Annotated in this window: 20 protein-coding genes; 9 read left to right on the forward strand and 11 right to left on the reverse strand. The window is 69.5% G+C overall.

All coding sequences use genetic code 11. The annotated features are described in order from the left end of the window. Positions 1-7: 7 nt before the first annotated feature. Both FHT32_RS14575 and FHT32_RS14580 read left to right on the forward strand, forming a co-directional pair. Positions 8-2005 (forward strand): acetoacetate--CoA ligase, encoded by a 1998-nt coding sequence (locus FHT32_RS14575; protein WP_176665320.1) that lies wholly within the window; start codon positions 8-10, stop codon positions 2003-2005. A 79-nt stretch (positions 2006-2084) separates the two neighbouring features. Continuing rightward, the gene (locus FHT32_RS14580) at positions 2085-3071 is read left to right on the forward strand and encodes a Bug family tripartite tricarboxylate transporter substrate binding protein (RefSeq protein ID WP_176665321.1); all 987 of its coding nucleotides are present in this window, start codon (positions 2085-2087) and stop codon (positions 3069-3071) included. On the opposite strand, the gene FHT32_RS14585 is transcribed toward FHT32_RS14580, so the two are convergent. The 7 genes from FHT32_RS14585 to FHT32_RS14615 all read right to left on the reverse strand — a co-directional run bounded on the left by FHT32_RS14585 (position 3055) and on the right by FHT32_RS14615 (position 9164). Then, positions 3055-4419, reverse strand: a complete 1365-nt coding sequence (locus FHT32_RS14585; RefSeq protein WP_371132179.1) for a HipA domain-containing protein — start codon at positions 4417-4419, stop codon at positions 3055-3057. The two genes, FHT32_RS14580 and FHT32_RS14585, sit on opposite strands and share 17 nt — an antisense overlap. Further along, positions 4413-4871, reverse strand: a complete 459-nt coding sequence (locus FHT32_RS14590) for a helix-turn-helix domain-containing protein (RefSeq protein WP_176665322.1) — start codon at positions 4869-4871, stop codon at positions 4413-4415. Before FHT32_RS14590 ends, FHT32_RS14585 begins: the two co-directional genes overlap by 7 nt. Before the next feature lie 97 nt (positions 4872-4968). Further along, entirely contained in the window at positions 4969-5967 is a 999-nt protein-coding gene (locus tag FHT32_RS14595) for a tripartite tricarboxylate transporter substrate-binding protein (RefSeq protein WP_371132180.1), read from the reverse strand. Between the two features lie 28 nt (positions 5968-5995). Continuing rightward, positions 5996-7201 carry a M20 aminoacylase family protein gene (locus FHT32_RS14600; protein WP_176665324.1) on the reverse strand — a complete coding sequence of 402 codons (1206 nt, stop codon included), beginning with the start codon at positions 7199-7201 and terminating at the stop codon, positions 5996-5998. 102 nt (positions 7202-7303) lie between these two features. Then, positions 7304-8161, reverse strand: coding sequence for a pirin family protein (locus FHT32_RS14605; protein ID WP_176665325.1), 858 nt, complete (start codon positions 8159-8161; stop codon positions 7304-7306). Beyond that, a complete protein-coding gene (locus FHT32_RS14610; RefSeq protein WP_176665326.1) occupies positions 8158-8742 on the reverse strand; it encodes an NADPH-dependent FMN reductase in 585 nt (194 codons plus the stop codon). The genes FHT32_RS14605 and FHT32_RS14610 overlap by 4 nt, the downstream gene beginning before the upstream one ends. A 38-nt stretch (positions 8743-8780) precedes the next feature. Then, positions 8781-9164, reverse strand: coding sequence for a DoxX family protein (locus tag FHT32_RS14615; RefSeq protein ID WP_176665327.1), 384 nt, complete (start codon positions 9162-9164; stop codon positions 8781-8783). Between the two features lie 87 nt (positions 9165-9251). Here FHT32_RS14615 and FHT32_RS14620 point away from each other — a divergent pair, with 87 nt between their 5' ends. Both FHT32_RS14620 and FHT32_RS14625 read left to right on the forward strand, forming a co-directional pair. After that, positions 9252-10154: a LysR family transcriptional regulator gene (locus FHT32_RS14620; protein ID WP_176665328.1), complete on the forward strand. Its 903-nt coding sequence runs from the start codon at positions 9252-9254 to the stop codon at positions 10152-10154. A 74-nt stretch (positions 10155-10228) separates the two neighbouring features. Continuing rightward, complete coding sequence (locus FHT32_RS14625) at positions 10229-10705, forward strand: peptidylprolyl isomerase (protein WP_176665329.1); 477 nt, start codon at positions 10229-10231, stop codon at positions 10703-10705. Between the two features lie 27 nt (positions 10706-10732). Here the strand turns inward: FHT32_RS14625 and FHT32_RS14630 are convergent, their stop codons facing one another. Then, on the reverse strand, positions 10733-12301 hold the full coding sequence (locus FHT32_RS14630) for a CYTH and CHAD domain-containing protein (RefSeq protein WP_176665330.1): 1569 nt from the start codon (positions 12299-12301) through the stop codon (positions 10733-10735). Between the two features lie 168 nt (positions 12302-12469). On the opposite strand from FHT32_RS14630, the gene FHT32_RS14635 reads away from it, so the two are divergent. Beyond that, the gene (locus FHT32_RS14635; protein ID WP_176665331.1) at positions 12470-12892 is read left to right on the forward strand and encodes a VOC family protein; all 423 of its coding nucleotides are present in this window, start codon (positions 12470-12472) and stop codon (positions 12890-12892) included. A 157-nt stretch (positions 12893-13049) separates the two neighbouring features. Beyond that, positions 13050-14138, forward strand: a complete 1089-nt coding sequence (locus tag FHT32_RS14640; protein WP_176665332.1) for a pirin family protein — start codon at positions 13050-13052, stop codon at positions 14136-14138. Here FHT32_RS14640 and FHT32_RS14645 read toward each other — a convergent pair. The 3 genes from FHT32_RS14645 to FHT32_RS14655 all read right to left on the reverse strand — a co-directional run bounded on the left by FHT32_RS14645 (position 14135) and on the right by FHT32_RS14655 (position 16738). Next, on the reverse strand, positions 14135-14425 hold the full coding sequence (locus FHT32_RS14645; protein ID WP_093195879.1) for a YciI family protein: 291 nt from the start codon (positions 14423-14425) through the stop codon (positions 14135-14137). The two genes, FHT32_RS14640 and FHT32_RS14645, sit on opposite strands and share 4 nt — an antisense overlap. Before the next feature lie 119 nt (positions 14426-14544). Then, positions 14545-15561, reverse strand: a complete 1017-nt coding sequence (locus FHT32_RS14650) for a tripartite tricarboxylate transporter substrate binding protein (protein WP_176665333.1) — start codon at positions 15559-15561, stop codon at positions 14545-14547. A gap of 82 nt (positions 15562-15643) precedes the next feature. Continuing rightward, positions 15644-16738, reverse strand: coding sequence for a tartrate dehydrogenase (locus tag FHT32_RS14655; RefSeq protein ID WP_176665334.1), 1095 nt, complete (start codon positions 16736-16738; stop codon positions 15644-15646). Positions 16739-16866: 128 nt separating this feature from the next. Between FHT32_RS14655 and FHT32_RS14660 the strand changes: the two genes are divergently transcribed. From FHT32_RS14660 to FHT32_RS14670, 3 genes are all read left to right on the forward strand, one after another. After that, positions 16867-17796, forward strand: coding sequence for a LysR family transcriptional regulator (locus FHT32_RS14660; RefSeq protein WP_176665335.1), 930 nt, complete (start codon positions 16867-16869; stop codon positions 17794-17796). 80 nt (positions 17797-17876) lie between these two features. Continuing rightward, complete coding sequence (locus tag FHT32_RS14665) at positions 17877-18953, forward strand: M4 family metallopeptidase (RefSeq protein ID WP_176665336.1); 1077 nt, start codon at positions 17877-17879, stop codon at positions 18951-18953. Next, positions 18950-19291: a protealysin inhibitor emfourin gene (locus FHT32_RS14670; RefSeq protein WP_176665337.1), complete on the forward strand. Its 342-nt coding sequence runs from the start codon at positions 18950-18952 to the stop codon at positions 19289-19291. The genes FHT32_RS14665 and FHT32_RS14670 overlap by 4 nt, the downstream gene beginning before the upstream one ends. The last annotated feature ends 1 nt before the right edge of the window (position 19292 follow it).

The raw sequence follows: 19292 nt of genomic DNA on the forward strand, positions 1-19292 counted from the left end.
CTACACGATGCACGATTCGCCCCCTTCCGACGCCCACGGCCAGCTGCTGTGGACACCCTCGGCTGAACAGGTCCGCGCCAGCGGCCTGCATGCCTACCAGCAGTGGCTCGCTGAACGCCACGGCGTGCCGGCGGGCAGTTACGAGGAACTCTGGCAGTGGTCCGTGGACTCGCTGGAGCCCTTCTGGCAGTCGATCCGGGAGTACTTCAGCGTGGTGGGCGAGGGCGCCGCGCAACCGGTGCTCGCGCAGCGCGAGATGCCCGATGCGCAATGGTTTCCCGGCATGCGGCTGAACTACGCCGAGAACGTGTTCCGCAGAACGGGCAATGACCCGGCGAGCCCGGCGATCATCGCGCGCCGGGAAGACGCGCCGCTGCGCACCATCTCGTGGGCCGAGCTGGAGCGCGACGCCGCCGCGCTGGCCGGGCAGATGCGCGCATGGGGCATCGGCCCCGGCGACCGGGTGGCGGGCTACCTGCCCAACTGGCCGGAGACCGTCGTCGCCTTCCTGGCCTGCGCCAGCATCGGCGCCATCTGGTCGAGCTGCGCGCCGGACATGGGCCCCGGCGTGGTCCTGGACCGGCTGCGCCAGATCGAGCCCTGCCTGCTGCTGGCGACCGACGGCTACCGCTACAACGGCAAGCGCCACGACCGCAGCGCCCAGGTGAAGGAACTGCTCGCCGAACTGCCCAGCGTGAAGCGCGTGATCCACGTGCCGGGCCCGGGCGACGAGGCGCCGGCACCCGACTGGCGCGACCGCGTCGACTGGGCCGATGCGCTGCGCGAGGACGCGCCGCCGCGCTACGAACGCCTGCCTTTCGACCACCCGCTGTGGATCGTCTATTCGTCCGGCACCACCGGCCTGCCCAAGGCGATGGTTCACGGCCACGGCGGCATCGTGCTCACGCACCTGAAGACCATGACGCTGCAGCACGACCTGCGCGCGGGCGACCGGCTGCTGTTCCTCGGCAGCACCGGATGGATCGTGTGGAACCTGCAGGTGGGCGCGCTTTTGACCGGCGCGAGCATCGTGCTGTTCGACGGCAACCCCGCCTGGCCCGACGCCGGTGCGCTGTGGCGCTTCATCGGCGAGCAGGGCGTCACGCTGTTCGGCTGCGGCGCGGCCTACCTGGCCAACTGCATGAAGGACAACCTGCGCCCGCGCGACATCGCGAACCTGGAGCGGCTGCGCGCCATCAACGCGACCGGCTCACCGCTGCCGGTGGAAGCCTATCTGTGGGTCTACGAGGCCGTCAAACCCGACCTCTGGCTGGCCTCGATCAGCGGCGGCACCGACATCGCATCGGGCTTCGTGGCCTGCGCGCCCAGCCTGCCGGTGCACGCCGGGGAGATCCAGTGCCCCGAACTCGGCGTGGCGGCGTACGCATTCGACGACGCCGGCCGGCCCGTGGTCGACGAGGTGGGCGAGCTGGTCATCACCAAGCCCATGCCCTCGATGCCGCTGTACTTCTGGAACGATCCGGAGAACCGGCGCTACCGCGAGAGCTACTTCGAGAGCTTTCCTGGTGTCTGGCGGCATGGCGACTGGATCCGCTTCACGCCGCGGCGCAGCGCGGTGATCTACGGGCGCTCCGACAGCACCATCAACCGCTTCGGCATCCGCATGGGCACCGCCGAGATCTACCGCGTGGTCGAGCAGCTGCCCGAGGTGCGCGACAGCGTCGTGGTCGACCTCGAATACCTGGGCCGTCCCTCGTTCATGCCGCTGTTCGTGGTGCTGCAGCCGGGCATGGCGCTCGATGCGGCCCTCGTCGAGCGCATCCGTGCCGCCATCCGCACCAAGGCATCGGCGCGCCACGTGCCCGACGACGTCGTGCAGGTGGACGAGATTCCGCGCACGCTCAGCGGCAAGAAGATGGAAGTGCCCCTGCGCAAGCTGCTGCTGGGCACGCCGGCCGAAAAGGTGGCGAGCCCCGACAGCATGCAGAACCCGCGCAGCCTCGCCTTCTTCATCGACTACGCCCGCCGGCGCGCGGCGGCCTGATTCCCCGGCAGCCTCCCGGGGCCGCCTTCGTTTTCCCCCAGCCCTTTCGCATACACACAAACTCAAGGAGACACAGCACATGCAACGACGCCACTTCCTCAACGCCATGGCAGGCGCCGCCGCCACCGGCGCATTGACGCCCTTCGCCGCCCTTGCGCAGGCGCTGGAGCAGGTGAAGGTCATCTACGGCTTTCCCGCTGGCAGCGCCGGCGACAGCGTGGCGCGCCGCGTGGCCGAGAAGCTCGGCGGCACGCCCTACAGCAAGAACCCGGGCTACGTGGAGAACAAGCCCGGCGCGGGCGGGCGCATCGCGCTGGAAACGCTCAAGGCCGTGCCGGCCGACGGCTCGGTGCTGGCGCTGGCGCCCGTGTCGGCGTTGTCGGTTTATCCGTACATCTATCCGAAGCTCTCGTACAAGCCCGAGGACGTCACGGCCGTATCCATCGGCGCGGTGATGTTCCACGGCCTGGCCGTGGGCCCCTCGGTCCCGGCGGAGGTCAAGACGCTGAAGGACTTCCTCGCCTGGGCCAAGGCCAACCCCGAGAAGGCCAGCTACGGCTCGCCCGGCGCCGGCTCCATGCCGCACCTGCTGGGCGCGCTGCTGGGCATGCGCGCGGGCGTGGAGATCAAGCACGTGCCCTATCGCGGCACCGTGCCCAGCATCACCGACCTGGTGGGCGGCCAGATCGCGGCGGCCATGAACCCCAGCGGCGACTACCTGCAGTACGTGAAGGCCGGCCGCATCCGCGTGCTGGCCACCTCCGGGAAGAAGCGCTCGCCCTTCCTGCCCGACGTGCCGACCTTCACTGAGCTGGGCTACCCCGACGTGACCTCCGAGGAGTGGTTCGGCTTCTACGCGCCGGCCAGGACGCCCGCCGCCGTCATCGCCACCGCCAACGCGGCCATCACCCGGGCGCTGAAGGACAAGGCCGTGATCGACGCGCTGGCCCTGGTCGGCCTGGTCGCGAACGGCAGCACGCCACAGGACATGGCCGCCGACCAGAAGGCCGAGTACGAGCGCTGGGGGCCGCTGGTGAAGCAGATCGGGTTCACTTCGGAGTCTTGAGCGCGGAGTCCTGAGCGGCCTCCTGCAAGGCGATGTCGGCGCCCGCCAGGAATCGCTTCGCCTCGCCTCGCATGCCCTGCGAGATGGCGTCCCAGGTGCGCGCGGGAAAGTCCGGCGGCAGCAGCGCCTCGACCTCGCCCAGCGCGGCGTCCACCGACGCCACCAGCTCGAGCATCGCGTTCCACACGCCGATGCCGCCGTTCTTCATTGCCAGGGCATGCCAATGGCGGGCCTGGATGGTCTGGAACACGTAGTGCGCATTCCTCGAGCAGATCGCCATCGCCAGGCCCGCCCTGCGCGGCTGGAACTGATTGGCGCCATCGCCGAAATACGGCCACATCGAGATGACGTCGTACAGCGGCGTCATCTCGTAGGCGTCGCCGCGCTGGAGGTGGATCGAGAAGTTCTTGGCATGCCCGTCGGTGGCCGCGAGCAGGAAGAAAGCCAGCTGCGCGAGCAGGAAGCGCGCGCCGTCCTCGGCGCTCCTGCTGCCTTGCAGCAGCTGCAGGCACTTCGGCATGCCGGGCCCGCCGTGCTGCTCGTACTTCTTTTCTGACGGCAGGCCCAGGGCCTGGCAGAAATCTTCCTGCGGCAGTCGTGCGATCCAGGTCCTGCCGTCCATCCACTCGCGGTCGAAGCGCTCCACGACCAGCACCGTCTGCCCGCCGAAGGTGGCCATGGAAGTCGGTGCCACCGGCAGGCCGAGGGCCAGCACGATCTGCGCGCACAGCCATTCGTTCTGCACCGAGTCGGAGGCGTCCACGCGCCTGGAGCCGCCGATCAGCCCGAGCGGCAGCTTCACGATGTGCGTAGTGGGCGTGGCGCCGTGCGGCCGGCACCACGCATCGTTCCAGCGGGTCAGCGCCGTCTTTTCCTGCGCGCCGGCCAGCGAGATGCGAAACAGGTCTTCGTCGCGCATGCCTTGCGGCACGTCCTCGGACGGCACGGCCTGCAACAGGTCGGCGATCTGCGCCTCGTCCAGCGGCTCGCAGTCGATGGCGTTCCAGCCTTGCGGAACGGCCCCTTCGGGCACGAGTTGAACGGCGCCGACACAGTCGCGGCCGATGGCTTCGAGCAGGCCGAAGGCCGTGGCGTCCTTGAGCCGGAAGCGGTTGCGCAGCCGCGCGCGAATCCTGTCGTTGTCGGGCAGCAGGTTGTCGAAGTAGTTGCGGACCACCTCGCCGCGAACCTCGAGCGCGCTGTTGAGCGGGATCGACAGCGACAGCGATCGCCGCCGCGGCGATTCAGCCCAGGCCGGGTCGTAGTGGAAGGAATGGGCGCCGCGTTCGACGATCCAGGTGCCTACGCGCTCTCCGTTCATCCAGGCGTCGAGGGCCTGCGTCACCACGACTCCCTCTTGGGCCGGACGACGAAGTTCCGGCGCGAGGTGGGCTTGACGTCCTTGCCGGGGTTCAGCGCCTGGAGTGCGCGAAGCGATTCGCCCGGCGCACCCGGCGATTCGGCTTCCAGCCGCACCAGCACCGACTGGTCGCTCATCGGCGTGGCGGTCCATGGGCCGGGCGGAAGCTTCACGGCGTCGTACAGCGCGGGCTCTTCCGCGGCCACGGGCACGGGACTTGGCGCTGCTTCCTCACGCAGGCAGAAGGAGGCGCCCAGCGCCGACAGGAGCTTCATCAGCTGCTCGAAGCTGACCGCGCCGGGGTTCGCCTCGATTTCCGCGATGCGGGCCTGGCTGACGCCGATGATGGCGCCGGCCTGAGCCTGCGTCAGGCCGCGCTGCTTGCGCAGGGCCTTGAGGTGCGGCCGCAGTTGATCGACGAAGCGCAGGGGATATTCCATTGCACCTGCAGAATATCGGCCCTGTCTTATTTTGTCAAAATATCGTCTTTGGCGTATTTTTCTTCAATATAGGTTCAGGCTTGTAATTTCCCTGCCATCAGTCGATCTTCGCCCCCGACGCCTTCACCACCGCCCCCATCGCATCCCAGTCTGCGCGCAGCAGCTTCTGGAACTCCTCCGCGCTCTGGCTGCGCGGCTCCACGCCCAGGCGCTTGAAGCGTTCCTGGATCGCGGGGTCGGCCAGCACTTTGTTGGTCACGGCGTTCAGGCGCTCGACCTCGGCCTTGGGCGTGCCGGCCGGTGCAAGCAGGCCGATCCACGAATCGAAGGCGTAGCCGGGCAGGCCGCTCTCGGACACGGTGGGCAGCTTGGGCAGGAAGGGGCTGCGCGACTGGCCGGTGGAGGCCAGCAGCTTCATGCGCGCGTCGTCCTGGAAGCCGATCACGCCGATGCTCGACGAGATCACCGCCTGCACGCGGCCCGCGAGCACCTCGTTGACGGCCTCGCCGGTCGACTTGGTCGGGATGTGCGTCATCTGCAGGCCGGCCTTCGCGAGGAAGGAGGCCATCGCGAGGTGCGTGGCGCTGCCGTTGCCGGCCGAGGCGTAGTTGTACTTGCCGGGGTTGGCCTTGACCTCCTTGATGAAGTCGGCCGTGCTCGACACGCCCATGCCGCTGGACACCGCGAGCACGTAGCCCGCGTTGCCGACGTTGGCGACGCCGACGAAGTCCTTCAGCGGGTCGTAGCTGAGCTTGCTGTAGAGGAAGCCCGCGATGTTGTGGCTCGCCGCGGCGAGGACCAGCGTGTTGCCGTCGGCCGGCGCGCGCGCCACGATCGCCGCGCCCACGGTACCGCCCGCGCCCGCGCGGTTCTCGACGATGGCGCTGGCGTTCAGCGCGGCGCCCAGTTCGTTGTTGAAGGCGCGCGCCACCGTGTCCTGCACCGCGCCGGTGCCGAAGGGCACGACGATGTGGATCACGCGCTGCTGCGCATGCAGCGGCGCGACGGCGCAAAGCGCGGCGGCAGCCGCGAGCGCTGCCAGGGAACGTCGGGTGAACGGGGTCGTGGTCATCTGGGTGGCCGCTTTCATCATCATCGTCAACAGGAAAAAAAAGGAATGCCGATCAGGCGCGCGCCGGTAGCCAGCGCTGCACCAGCTTCACGAAGTAGCTGGCGCCGATCGGGATGATCTCGTCGTTGAAGTCGAACGAGGTGTTGTGGATGATGCAAGGGCCGGGCCCGTGGCCGTCGAGCCGGTGGTCGCCGTCGCCGTTGCCCAGGAAGGCGTAGCAGCCGGGCCGCGCGAGCAGCATGTGGGCGAAGTCCTCGGCGCCCATCACGGCGGGGAAGTCGTCGGTGACCATGTCGTCGCCCACCACCTCGCGCATCACGCTTGCGGCGAAGCGCGCCTCGGCCGGGTGGTTCACGGTCGGCGGCGAGGAGCGCTTGAAGAACACCTCGGCCGTGCAGCCGTGTGCCGCCGCCACGCCCGCGGCGACTTCGCGCAGGCGGGCTTCGAGCTTGTCGATGGCGTCGATCGAGAAGGTGCGGATGGTGCCGCCGACGGTGGCGAAGTCGGGAATCACGTTCGGCGCGTCGGAGCCTTGCAGCTGCGTGACCGCGAGCAGCGCGCGCTCGGTGCTCGGGATGGTGCGCGCCACGATGGTCTGCAGCTGCTGCGCGAGCGTGACCACCGCCGCCACCGGGTCGATGCCGGTGTGCGGCATCGAGGCGTGCGTGCCGCGGCCGCGCACGGTGATCATGTAGGTGTTGCTCGAGGCCATCAGCGCGCCTTCGTTGAGCGCGAAGCGGCCCACGTCGCCGACCGGGAAGTTGTGCAGGCCGAAGACGGCGTCGCAGGGAAAGCGCTCGAACAGGCCCTCGTCGATCATCTTCTTGGCGCCGGCCTTGCCCATCTCCTCGGCGGGCTGGAAGATGAAATTCACCGTGCCGTCGAAGTCGTCGGGCCCTTGCTGCGAGAGGTGCCAGGCGGCGGCCAGCAGCATGGTGGTGTGGCCGTCATGGCCGCAGGCGTGCATGCGGCCGGGGTGCGTCGACTTGTGGGCGAACTCGTTGGCCTCGTGCAGCGGCAGCGCGTCCATGTCGGCGCGCAGGCCGATGGTGCGGCTGCCCGTGCCCTTGCGCAGCACGCCCACGAGCCCCGTGCCCGCGATGCCGCGGTGCACCTCGATGCCCCACTCGGCGAGCAGCTTCGCGACCTTGTCGGAGGTGCGGTGCTCCTCGAAGCCGAGTTCGGGGTGGGCGTGGATGTCGCGGCGGATCTCGACGAAGCGGGCGGCGTTGGTGATGAAGGAATCGGTGATGTTCATGGCGGGGCTGCTGGCAGCGGAATCGTTCGATGGAAGAAGAAGCGAACGATTCTGGCGCAGCAGCCCGCCGCGCGCACGCCGGATCGACTGCCGGCCAGGCTGCTACGCAATTCGCCCTTCCTGCCTCAGCCGCGCGCCGATGCGCCGGATCTCGCCCTCGCCCTGCTCGAGCGCGGCCTTGCTGGTGTGCACCGAGTAGTAGCCCATCACCAGCTCGTGCGGATGCTTCGCCGCAGAGCCCAGCACGAAGGCCGTGTCGCCGTGCGCCACGAAGTCGATGGCCGCGCCCGACTCCTCGAACACCGCGAGCTCGCCCGCGGCAACGGGGCCGCCGGCGTCGCCGCCCGCCTCAAGCGCGCCGGCGCTCACTGCGATCCAGCCCACCGTGTGTCCGGCCGGCGGCACGTAGGTCCAGCGTTCGCCGTCCTTGAGCTTCACGGCCAGGTAGTTCATCGGCGAAGGCGCGGCGACGGGGCTGCGCGCCGCGCCGTAGCGCCCGAGCAGCACGCGCGCCGGGCCTTCCTGCGGCACCTGCGAGGGCGCGAGGTACATGCTCTGCGCGGGCGCGTTCTCCTCCGAAGGCGGCAGCGCCACCCACAGCTGGAAGCCGCTCACACGCTCCACGCCCGGCGCGGGCGCGCCGGTGTGCCACACGCCGTTGCCGGCGCGCATCCATTCCACGCCGCCGCCGCGCAGCGTGCCCTGCTCGCCGGTGGTGTCCTCGTACTGCGTGTCGCCTTCCATCAGCCAGGTCAGCGTCGCGATGCCCGAGTGCGGATGCAGGCCGAAGCCCTTGTGGCCGCCGGTCACGTCGAAGCCGAAGAGGTCGAGGAACACGAAGGGCTTGAGGAATTCGCCCAGGTCGCCGGGACTCATCAGCCGCGTGATGCCGCCATGGCGCGAGCCGCGCGTGCGGTAGACGATGGCGCGGGCGCTCGTTTCGATGGCCGTGGCCGTCATGCGGCCTCCCTCGCGCTCTTCAGCGCCTTGGTCCACCACGCGATGTCGTCGAGCAGCGCGGCGGCCGCCTGCGCGAGGTGCGGGAAGTCGGCGAAGCTCTTGCCCTGCTGCCAGATGCCCAGGAACTCGACCATGCCGATGTGCACCGCGTGGCGCACCGGCGCCATCTGCATCTCGACCGCCACCAGCCGCAGCTGCTCGATGGCGCGCGCCGCGCCCACGCCGCCGTAGCCCACGAAGCCGATCGGCTTGCGGATGAACTCCTTGTAGGCCCAGTCGATGGCGTTCTTCAGCACGGCGGCGGGGCCGTGGTTGTACTCGGGCGTGACGACGATCAGGCCGTCGAAGGTGGCCAGCTTGGCCTGCCAGCGCTGCGCGGCCTCGTTCTTCACCGGGCCCCAGGCCGGCGCGCCGGCTTCGTCGAAAAGTGGCAGCGGGTGGTCGCGCAGGTCGACCAGTTCGAAGGCGAGGTCGGTGCGCTGCTTGGCGATCTCGTGGATCCACTGCGCGGGCTTCTCGCCGAAGCGGCCTTCGCGGGTGGAACCGAGGATGATGCCGATGCGGGGTTGTTGCTGGGTCATGGGGTACTCCGGAAGAGGTTGGAAGGAAGAAAAGGAAATCAGGCCGCCGCGACGGGCCGGGACTGCGGCCGCAGCCGCCAGGCGACGAAGCCCGACAGCAGCGCCAGCACCACGGCCGGCGCGGGGTTGCCGCCGATCAGCAACAGGTGCGTGGCAACGGCGCAGACCATGGTCGCGAACAGCAGCAGGCCGCCGAGGAAGCCGGTCGCGGGCACGAGCAGCAGCACCGCGCCGCCGACCTCGACGAGGCCGGTCACATAGCGGAACCACTGGCCGAAGCCGATGGCGTCGAACACCTGGACCATCTGCTGCGCGCCAGCCAGCTTGGCCGCGCCCGCGGCCACGAAAGCCAGCGCCAGCAGGATGCGCACGCCCCAGACGATGCGGCGCTGGGTAGGAGAAGCAAGGGATGAAGTAGTCATGGGCTCAAGGTTAGGCACGCACCCATTGATCGACTAGGCGGTAGAGTCGGATTGCACTCGTCCACAAATTGAAGGAATCAGTCCGCCATGTTCGACCTCAACGACGCCGCCGTCTTCGTCCAGGTGGTGCGCCACGGCAGCTTCGCCGAGGCAGGCAGGCGCCTGGGCCTGCCGCCCAACACCGTGAGCCGGCGCATCCAGCAGCTCGAGTCGCAGCTGGGCACCCGGCTGTTGCAGCGCTCCACCCGCAAGCTCACGCTGACCAGCGCCGGGCAGGATTTCCACGACCAGTGCGCCGGCCACATCGACGGGCTCGCCGCCGCCGGGCAGGCGCTGGCGGCCGGCGGCCAGGAACCCAGCGGCCTGGTGCGCGTGGCCGCGCCGGCGGATTTCTTCGATTTCTTCCCGATGGAATGGGTGGCCAGCTTCCTGGCCGAGCACCCGCTGGTCAGGCTCGATTTCGCGCTCAGCGACGCGGCCGCCGACCTGATCGCCGAGCGCATCGACGTGGCCTTCCGCGGCGGCGTGCTGCGCGATTCGGGCTACGTGGGCCGGCGGCTGGTCACCCGCAGCGCCGGCCTGCTGGCGAGCCCCGCCTACATCGCCCGGCGCGGCGAACCGAAGAGCCTGCAGGAGCTGGCCCAGCACGACTCCGTGACCCCGTCGACCCCCACCGGCCACACCACCTGGCGCCTCACCGGCCCCGACGGCGCGGAAGAGGAAGTGCAGGTCACCGGCCGCTTCACCGGCAACACCGCCCAGGCGCTGCGCAGGGCCGCGCTGGCCGGACTCGGCATCGCGCAGCTGCCGCCAGCGATGGCCACGCGCGACGAGCAGGCGGGCCAGCTGGTGCGCGTGCTGCCGCAGTACGAGTACGCAGGGCGCGGGCTCAACGTCGTCTACCCGAGCCGCAAGCACCTGCCGCTGGCGGTGTCGGCGTTCATCGGGCTGGTGATGGGGAAGCTCGACCAGATGGACGTGCTGAAATAGCCGCGCGGCCCTCCAGGCCCTCGGGAAAGGCCCGGCCGCCTGCGCCTTCGGGTTTCGTCCGAGAATGCGAGCCCATGAAAATCGCAAAAGACACCGTCGTCACCATCAAGTACAAGGTCTCCGACGCCCAGGGCAAGCTCATCGAGGCGAGCCCCGAGCCGATGGCCTACCTGCATGGCGGATACGAGAACACCCTGCCCAAGATCGAGGAGGCGCTCGACGGCAAGGAAAAGGGCTACCAGACCGTGCTGAACCTCGCCCCCGCAGACGCTTTCGGCGAGCGTGACGAGTCGCTGGTGCGCAGCATCCCCAAGACCGACTTCCCGCCCGGCGTGAAGGTCGGCGGCCAGCTTCAGGGCCGCCTCGACGACGGCCGCGAGCACGTCTTCACCGTGATGAAGATCAAGGGCCCGGTCGTGCTGCTCGACGGCAACCATCCCTGGGCAGGCAAGGCGCTGAAGTTCAGCCTGCAGGTGACGGACGTGCGCGCGGCGCAGCCGGTGGAGATCGAGCACCGGCATGTTCATGGGGCGCATGGGCACCATCACTGAACGGGCCGTGTCGGCCTACGGAATCGACTAGCTCTTCTTCCAGAACCTCGCCGCATCCTCGATCTTCGCGAGCGCCTTGCGGCTGGCCTTCGCCCCGGCCTCGCGCCGTGCCGTGAACCATCCCACGGCGAACCAGGCGCGCGCATCGCGCGCGGCGGCCTCGCGGTACAGCGCGAGCGCGACGGCCTCGTCGTTGAATTCGCCCAATGCGTCCTGTGCGGGGCGCAGGGCCTTCAGGTAGGTGTTGGCGCCTTCTTCCTTTTCATCGAACAGCGGCGCCACGAACTCGGCGAGGTAGCGCAAACGCTTGAGGCGCTTGCGCACGCGGTGCTGGCTTTCGGTGTCCAGCGATTCGAAGCGCTTGCCGTCGCGCAGCACCTGCTTGTGCAGGCGCTGCAGGCGCTTGCGAAGCAGGCGGCGGGCGTCGTTGGCGTCTGCCGGTGCCGATGGCGGATCGCCTTCCGTAACCGGTTCGGATTCGGCCGGTTTCGCCGCAGTGAAGCCGATCAGCGAGACGAGCACGTTCTGGAAGGCCGGTGCGCGCACGATGTCGCCGGGCGAGGGCGCATCGGCTGCGGCGGCATCGTCGGCGGCCAGCGGATCGAAGTCGGGCGCGCCGGCTTCGCGCAGGCGGGGCTGGGCGAGCTTCACCACCTGTTCACGGTCGCGCAGTGCGCCGAGGGCGCGGAAGGCGTCGACGAGCGGGGGCTCCCATTCGGCAGCCTGGGCGGCGCCCGAGGCGGGATCGAGATCGGCGAGCTCGCGCAGGGCCGTGCGCAAGCGGCGGATGCCGATGCGCAACTGGTGGATCTGCTCCTCGTCGGTGCTGCCCGCGGCGATCTCGCCCGCGTTCGGCAGCATCTGCGCAAGGCACGACGCGACCACGGCCCGCCGGATGGCCAGGCCGTCCGGATGCTGATCGGCGAAGCGCGGCGGCTCGGCCTTCACTGCTTCCACGGTCTCCTGCGCCGCAAGCAGCCGCGCGCCGCGCTCCGCCTTCGATACGGTGCTGAACCACAGCCCGTGCTGCTGCGACCAGCGCCGCGCAAGCGAGACCAGGCCCTGCACGTCGCCGCGCTTGAGTTCCAGCTCGAGCTCGCACACCGGCGATTCGCGTTGCTCGGGCGTGCCGGCGTGGGCGACGACCTTGCCGACGTCCAGCGCCATCTCGATCACCGCACCGCCGGGGCCGCTGACGCGAACGTCGCGGGTGAGCCGCACGATGTCGGTCGATTGCCGCTCGACCAGCGGCGTGCCGTCGGCGAGGAGCTTCGCGAGCCGCTCGCCCACGGGCGTGCCGTGGTGGCGCTGCGGATCCATCTGCGGCGCCGGTCCTGCCGTGCCCAGGTCGACGTTGTGCTCCAGGCGGTGCAGGGCGTTGTCGCCGGTGGCCTTCACCGTCTGCACCCAGCGAGGCCCTTCCTTGCGCAGCCGCAGCACCACGCCGTCGGCGGCCAGGCGCTGGTCGGCGGTGTCGAAATAACGGGCCTGCAGGCGGGTGCGCTCGACGGTGCCGCGCCTGAGGGCAGCTTCGACGGCCTTCAGGCGGCCGGCGGGGATGCAGAACTTGAACTCGATTTCCATGATGGCACCCATGATGCCCGGTCCGTTTCGCCCCTTGCAATCGCGGTCGCATCGTCTGGATCGGTAGCTTCGAAAAATTATGTGGACACCGTCCATTTGATTTGCTATCGTTTGTGGACGGCGTACACAAAACGCCGGACAGCACCTCCACAAACCTCTTTTCATCGACAGGACGACACCATGGCCACCAAGCAGATCTTCGTGAATCTCCCCGTCAAGAACCTCGAAAAGACCAAGGCGTTCTTCGCCGCCCTGGGCTACACCTTCAACGAGCAGTTCACCGACGCCAATGCCGCGTGCATGGTCGTCCAGAAAGACAGCATCCACGTGATGCTGCTGGTCGAGGAGTTCTTCAAGACCTTCACCACCAAGAGCATCGCCGACACCGCCAAGAGCACCGAAGTGCTGCTGTGCCTCTCGTGCGAGAGCCGCGCCGAGGTCGACGATCTGGTGGCCAAGGCCAAGGCCGCCGGCGGCACCACCCCGACCGAGCCGAAGGACTACGGCTTCATGTACGGCCACGGCTTCCAGGACCTCGACGGCCACCTGTGGGAGCTGGTCTACATGGACCCGAACGCCGCCGTGACGCACCAGAACCCCTGAGGCAGCGCCGCCGCACAGGACCCGGACGATGCCGATCGTTCCATACGCGCTCTTCACTGTTGCACGGAAAGCCCCTGGCGGAAGGCGGCGCCGCCCCGATATTCCATCCACCGGCACGGCATCATCGGCCGCGCCCCCCATGGAAAGGAATATCCGCATGTCCGACAACAACAACGACAACAGGAGCCCCGTCGTCCAGGTCAAGCCGCTCGGTTTCCCGTGGCAGACGATCGACCCGTTCCTCTTCTGCGTCTACCACGACGACGCCTACCCGAAGGCCAACGGCCGCATGGGCCCCGAGGCCTCGCTGGCCGGCCGCCAGATCGGCCAGGACTTCAGCCGCAAGGACGGCTGGAGCATGTACCACGGCGAGACGGTGCCGGGCTTTCCCTCGCACCCGCACCGCGGCTTCGAGACCGTGACCATCGTGCGCAAGGGCCTGGTCGACCATTCCGACTCGCTGGGCGCCACCGCGCGCTTCGGCGGCGGCGACGTGCAGTGGCTCACGGCCGGCAAGGGCATCGTGCATTCCGAGATGTTCCCGCTGCTCGACGCCGACACGGCCAACCCGCTGGAGCTGTTCCAGATCTGGCTCAACCTGCCGGCGAAGAGCAAGATGGCCGAGCCGCACTTCACGATGTTCTGGTCGGAGGCCATTCCGCGCTTCGTCTCCGACGACGCGAAGGGCGGCCGCACCGAGGTCGCCGTGATCGCGGGCCGGCTCGGCGACGACCCATCCAGCGGCCGGTCCCCGATCCAGCCGCTGGCGCCCCCGCCCGATTCCTGGGCCGCGCAGGCCGATGCCGACGTGGCGATCTGGACGCTGAAGATGACGCCCGGCGCCCAATGGACGCTGCCCGCCGCCGCCGGCGAGGGCACGCGGCGCATGCTGTACTTCTTCAAGGGCGCGACGGCGCGGGTCGGCGGCGAGCAGGTGCAGGGCCCGGCGGCCGTCGAGCTGCGCGCGGACGTGGCCGTGGAAATCGTCAACGGCGACGCGGAAACCAGCGAGTTCCTGGTGCTGCAGGGCCGCCCGATCGCCGAGCCGGTGGCGCAGTACGGCCCCTTCGTGATGAACACGCAGGCCGAGATCAGCCAGACCATGGCCGACTACCGCCGCACGCAGTTCGGCGGCTGGCCCTGGGAAGACCCGGCGCCGGTGCACGGCCACGACGCGCCGCGCTTCGCGCGGCACCCCGGCGGGCGCGAGGAGCTGCCGGCGGAAGCGGCTGGAAAGCTCGCCTAGAAAGTCTTGAGGATCTCGACGCTCGGCGCCGTCATGCGCGGCACGAACTCGATGACCTCGGTGCGCGCCACCCCGCCCTGCACGAAGGGGTCGCGCGCCAGCACCGCCTCCAGGCCCTCGCGGTCGCCCGAGCGCGCGAGGATCACGCCGCCCTGGCGCGGCACCTGCCGGCCCGAGGCCACGAAAAGGCCGCTTTCGTAGTGCTTCTTGAGCCAGACCATGTGCGCATCCATCAGCGCGTCGACCTCCTCGAGCGGACGGATGTAGGTGAGGGTGACGATGAACATGGGCGGGAGGCGGTGATTTCGGAAGCCCTGATCCTATGGCCTCGGCGCCCATGCCGCTGAATGCAGGTGTGCACGTGCGTAACCGGCTGCACGCCGCCGTCGAGCCGTCCGCCGCGGCGCTATTCGATCGCCACGCCGCCTTCCTTCACCAGCTTCGCGAACTTCGCCGTCTCCTCGCGGATCTGCCGCGCCATCTCTTCCTGCGTGCCGCCCAGCGGCTCGGCGCCGATGGCCTGCATGCGCTGCGCGAACTCGGGCGAATGGATGATCTTCACCATCTCGGCGTTCAGCCGCGCCAAGATCTCCTTCGGCGTGGCCGCCGGCGCCAGCACACCGAACCAGGTGCCGATGTCGAAGCCCTTGAGCCCGGCTTCCTCCAGCGTCGGCACGTCCGGCAGCACCGAAGAGCGCCGCGCGGTGGTCACGGCCAGCGCGCGCAGCTTGCCGCCCTTGATGTGCTGCAGCACCGGCGTGATGGTGTCGAAGGACATCGCCACCTGCCCGCCGAGCAGGTCGGTGGTGAGCGGCCCGCTGCCCTTGTAGGGCACGTGCAGCAGCTTCGTGCCGGTGCTGGCCTGGAACTGCGTGCCGATCAGGTGCTGCGCCGTGCCGTTGCCATTGGAGCCGTAGGCCAGCTTCTCGGGCGCGGCCTTGGCGAGCGCGACCAGCTCGGCGACGTTCTTCGCGGGCGTGTTCGCGGCGTTGATGACCAGCACGTTCGGCACCATGGCCACCACGGTGATGGGCGCCAGGTCCTTCTGGAAGTCGTAGGGCAGCTTCCTGTAGACGCTGGTGGCGATGGTGTGGTGCACCGCGCCCATCAGCAGCGTGTAGCCGTCGGGCTTGGCCTTCGCCACGTAGTCGGCACCGAGCGTGGCGCCGGCGCCCGGCTTGCTCTCGACCACGACCGGCTGGCCGAGCGACTGCGAGAGCTTGTCGGCCAGCGCGCGGGCCAGCACGTCGGTGGTGCCGCCGGCCGGGAAGGGCACGACGAGGCTGATCGGCCGCGTGGGCCAGCCAGCGGTGGCCTGCGCCTGCTGCGCGAAGGCGAGGGCGGTGGTGCCCAGCCCCAGCGCAATGACTGCAGCCTGCAGCAAGGTGCGCCGATGCAGGCGCGCGTTCGATGAAGCGTTCATGTCTTGTCTCCGGCTCGTTGTAGTGGTGCGCGCATCGAGGCGCGCGGATACCGTGGAATCGCTTGTCCGCCCGGGTGACAGATCAGGCCGCCAGCCGCAGCGGCTCGGCCGCTATGTGCGCGCAAACCGCGCGCGTCACCTCTTCGGTGGTCGCATTGCCGCCCAGGTCGCGCGTGTGCAGGGCGGGGTTGGCCGTGACGTGCTCCACCGCGGCCATCACGCGGCGCGCGGCCTCGGTCTCGCCGAGGTGCTCCAGCAGCATCACCACCGACCAGAAGGTGCCCACCGGGTTGGCGAGCCCCTTGCCCATGATGTCGAAGGCCGAGCCGTGGATGGGCTCGAACATCGACGGGTAGCGCCGCTCCGGATCGATGTTGCCGGTGGGCGCGATGCCCAGGCTGCCCGCGAGCGCGGCCGCGAGGTCGCTGAGGATGTCGGCGTGCAGGTTGGTGGCGACGATGGTGTCGAGCGTGGCGGGCCGGTTGACCATGCGCGCGGTCATCGCGTCCACGAGCTCCTTGTCCCAGTGCACGTCGGGAAACTCCTTCGAGACCTGCAGCGCGATCTCGTCCCACATCACCATCGCGTGGCGCTGCGCGTTGCTCTTGGTGACCACGGTGAGAAGCTTGCGAGGGCGTGATCGAGCCAACTTGAAGGCGAAGCGCATGACACGCTCCACGCCGGCTCGGGTCATCATGCTCACGTCGGTGGCGGCCTCGATCGGATGGCCCTGGTGCACGCGACCGCCGACGCCGGCGTATTCGCCCTCGGAGTTCTCGCGCACGATCACCCAGTTCAGGTCTTCCGCCCTGCAGCGCTTCAGCGGCGCGTCGATGCCCGGCAGGATGCGCGTGGGCCGCACGTTGGCGTACTGGTCGAAGCCCTGGCAGATCTTCAGGCGCAGGCCCCACAGCGTGATGTGGTCCGGGATGTGCGGATCGCCCGCGGAGCCGAAAAGAATCGCGTCCTTCTTACGCAGCGCGTCGAGGCCGTCGGCCGGCATCATCTCGCCGTGCGCGCGATACCAGTCGCCGCCCCAGCCGAAGTCTTCGAAGCTGAAGTTCAGCGCACCGCCGGAGGCCTCGGCCAGCGCCTCCATCACCTGTCGGCCTGCGGGTATCACTTCCTTGCCGATGCCGTCGCCGGGAATGGTGGCGATGCTGTAGCTGCTGCTCATCGTCGATGTCCTTCTTCGTTTGTGTGTGTAGGTGCTCTGTCGGGCTCCCACTGTAGGATCGGTCGCGTCGAACGATTCACGCCGGAAGTGAATCCATCGTTAACCTGAATTCAACAATCGGATCAACCATGGCAGCCCCGGTACAGCCCGCCGACCTCGGTTTCTTCTCCACGCTCGCGGCCAGCGGCAGCCTGAGCGCGGGGGCGCGCGAGCTCGGCATCAGCACGCCCGCGGTGAGCAAGCGGCTCGCGCAGATGGAGTCGCGCCTGGGCGTCACGCTGGTGAACCGCACCACGCGGCGCATGAGCCTCACGCCCGAGGGCGAGCTCTACGTGGCGCACGCGCGCCGCATCCTCGGCGAGATCGACGACATGGCGCAGCTGCTCGGCGGCGCGAAGGGCGAGCCCCAGGGGCTGCTGCGCGTGAACGCCACGCTGGGCTTCGGGCGCAGCCATGTGGCGCCGCTGATCTCGAAGTTCGCGAAGAAGCACCCGCAGGTGGAAGTACAGCTGCAGCTCTCGGTGAACCCGCCGCCGCTGACCGACGACGCCTTCGACGTCTGCATCCGCTTCGGCGCACCGCCCGAGGCCCGCGTGATCGCGCGGCGCATCGCGTCGAACCGGCGCCTCCTGTGCGCCTCGCCCGCATATCTCGCGCGCGCCGGGCAGCCCAAGGTGCCCAACGACCTCACGCGGCACCGCTGCATCGGCATCCGCCAGGGCGACGAGGCCTACGGCATCTGGCGCCTGAGCAGCGGGCGCGGCACCGCGCAGCGCACCGAGGCGGTGAAGACGCGCGGCATGCTCAGCACCAACGACGGCGAGATCGCGGTCAACTGGGCGCTCGACGGCCACGGCATCCTGATGCGCGCCGAGTGGGACATCGCGCGCTACCTGCGCAGCGGGCGCCTCGTGCAGGTGCTCGCCAGCTACCGCACGCCCGACGCCGACATCTACGCGGTGTATCCGCAGCGCCACCAGCTGTCGGCGCGCGTGCGAACTTTCGTCGACTTCATGGCCGCCGCGCTGGGCAAAGACGACATGCCGCCCAGGGCTTGAGACCCGATCCGACAGGCGCGGGCGCGCGTTTCTGCTACGGTGGATTCGAACCGATCGACCTTCGACGAAAGGCCCCGCCCATGCCATCGCGCAACCCGCAGATCCTGCCGCCCGCCTTCGTGCCGCCCTACCTGCTGAGCCGGCTCGCCGAAAGCGCCAGCCCGCCGCTGAGCGAACGCGCGGTGAGCACGCTGACCATCGACCGCGAGCATCGCGCGCTGCGTGGCCTGGTGCCGCCGGCGGTGGTCTCCAACATCACCGGCACGCCGGTGCGCCCTGCGCGGCCCAATTCGCCCGAGCGCGCCATCCACGACGCGGGCCACACGACCGAACTGCCCGGCAGGCTGGTGCGCACCGAAGGCAGGCCCGCCACCGGCGACATCGCGGCCGACGAGGCCTACGAGCACCTGGGCGCCACCTGGCGGCTGTACCGCGAGGTGTACGAGCGCGACTCCATCGACGGCGCGGGCATGCCGCTGACCGGCAGCGTGCACTACGGCAGGAACTACGACAACGCCTTCTGGAACGGCGCGCAGATGGTGTTCGGCGATGGCGACGGCGAGGTGATGAACCGCTTCACCATCGCGGTGGACATCATCGGCCACGAGCTCACGCACGGCGTGATCGACCACGAGGCCGCGCTCGTCTACCAGGGCCAGCCCGGCGCGCTCAACGAATCGATCTGCGACGTGTTCGGCGTGCTGGTGAAGCAGCACGTGCTGAAGCAGACCGCGCAGCAGGCCGACTGGCTCATCGGCGCGGGGCTCTTCATGTCCAGCGTGAAGGCCAAGGCCCTGCGCTCGATGGCCGAGCCCGGCACCGCCTACGACGACCCGGTGATCGGCAAGGACCCGCAGCCCGCGCACATGAAGGACTTCGTCGTCACCTCGCAGGACAACGGCGGCGTGCACATCAACTCGGGCATTCCGAACCGCGCCTTCCACCTGGCGGCCGTTGCCATCGGCGGGCCGGCATGGGAGAGCGCAGGCCGCGTCTGGTACGACACGCTGCGCGACAGGCGCCTTCGCAACGACGCCGACTTCGAGGCCTTCGCGACGCTCAGCATCGATGTGGCGTCGCAGCGCTTCGGCGCCGGCAGCGCGGTCCGCAAGGCGGTGGCCGACGCCTGGCAGGCCGTGGGGGTGATCGCGCCATGATCCGCCTGCCGCCGCTGAACGAGGCGACCACCGTGCGTGTGACGCGCGAGGGCGGCCTGGCCTACCTGCCGGGCCTCGCGCAGCCGCGCAGCTTCCAGCTCGGCGAGTGCACGCAGGAGCTGCGCCAGCGGATCGGCGATGCGCTGCAAAGCGCCGTGCCGCGCGCACAGCAGCAGGCCGGCGCGACGGTGTCGGGCGGCGACCAGCGCTTCTACCGCGTCGAGGTGCTCGTGCGCAGCGCGGGCGAGCAGCAGGACATCTTCGTGAGCTTCGAGGTGCCCGAGGCCGAGGCGCCGGAGGCGCTGGTGCACCTGTGGAAGGAAGCGGGCAGAAGCTGAA

The sequence above is a fragment of the Variovorax sp. SG517 genome, assembly GCF_013376045.1.
GTDB lineage: Bacteria > Pseudomonadota > Gammaproteobacteria > Burkholderiales > Burkholderiaceae_C > Variovorax.

Bases quoted from the DNA above. Each gene is read 5' to 3' on its own strand.
- FHT32_RS14575 (WP_176665320.1), top strand. From the start codon at position 8: ATGCACGATTCGCCCCCTTCCGACGCCCACGGCCAGCTGCTGTGGACA.
- FHT32_RS14580 (WP_176665321.1), top strand. From the start codon at position 2,085: ATGCAACGACGCCACTTCCTCAACGCCATGGCAGGCGCCGCCGCCACC.
- FHT32_RS14590 (WP_176665322.1), bottom strand. From the start codon at position 4,871: ATGGAATATCCCCTGCGCTTCGTCGATCAACTGCGGCCGCACCTCAAG.
- FHT32_RS14595 (WP_371132180.1), bottom strand. From the start codon at position 5,967: ATGATGATGAAAGCGGCCACCCAGATGACCACGACCCCGTTCACCCGA.
- FHT32_RS14600 (WP_176665324.1), bottom strand. From the start codon at position 7,201: ATGAACATCACCGATTCCTTCATCACCAACGCCGCCCGCTTCGTCGAG.
- FHT32_RS14605 (WP_176665325.1), bottom strand. From the start codon at position 8,161: ATGACGGCCACGGCCATCGAAACGAGCGCCCGCGCCATCGTCTACCGC.
- FHT32_RS14610 (WP_176665326.1), bottom strand. From the start codon at position 8,742: ATGACCCAGCAACAACCCCGCATCGGCATCATCCTCGGTTCCACCCGC.
- FHT32_RS14615 (WP_176665327.1), bottom strand. From the start codon at position 9,164: ATGACTACTTCATCCCTTGCTTCTCCTACCCAGCGCCGCATCGTCTGG.
- FHT32_RS14620 (WP_176665328.1), top strand. From the start codon at position 9,252: ATGTTCGACCTCAACGACGCCGCCGTCTTCGTCCAGGTGGTGCGCCAC.
- FHT32_RS14625 (WP_176665329.1), top strand. From the start codon at position 10,229: ATGAAAATCGCAAAAGACACCGTCGTCACCATCAAGTACAAGGTCTCC.
- FHT32_RS14630 (WP_176665330.1), bottom strand. From the start codon at position 12,301: ATGGGTGCCATCATGGAAATCGAGTTCAAGTTCTGCATCCCCGCCGGC.
- FHT32_RS14635 (WP_176665331.1), top strand. From the start codon at position 12,470: ATGGCCACCAAGCAGATCTTCGTGAATCTCCCCGTCAAGAACCTCGAA.
- FHT32_RS14640 (WP_176665332.1), top strand. From the start codon at position 13,050: ATGTCCGACAACAACAACGACAACAGGAGCCCCGTCGTCCAGGTCAAG.
- FHT32_RS14645 (WP_093195879.1), bottom strand. From the start codon at position 14,425: ATGTTCATCGTCACCCTCACCTACATCCGTCCGCTCGAGGAGGTCGAC.
- FHT32_RS14650 (WP_176665333.1), bottom strand. From the start codon at position 15,561: ATGAACGCTTCATCGAACGCGCGCCTGCATCGGCGCACCTTGCTGCAG.
- FHT32_RS14655 (WP_176665334.1), bottom strand. From the start codon at position 16,738: ATGAGCAGCAGCTACAGCATCGCCACCATTCCCGGCGACGGCATCGGC.
- FHT32_RS14660 (WP_176665335.1), top strand. From the start codon at position 16,867: ATGGCAGCCCCGGTACAGCCCGCCGACCTCGGTTTCTTCTCCACGCTC.
- FHT32_RS14665 (WP_176665336.1), top strand. From the start codon at position 17,877: ATGCCATCGCGCAACCCGCAGATCCTGCCGCCCGCCTTCGTGCCGCCC.
- FHT32_RS14670 (WP_176665337.1), top strand. From the start codon at position 18,950: ATGATCCGCCTGCCGCCGCTGAACGAGGCGACCACCGTGCGTGTGACG.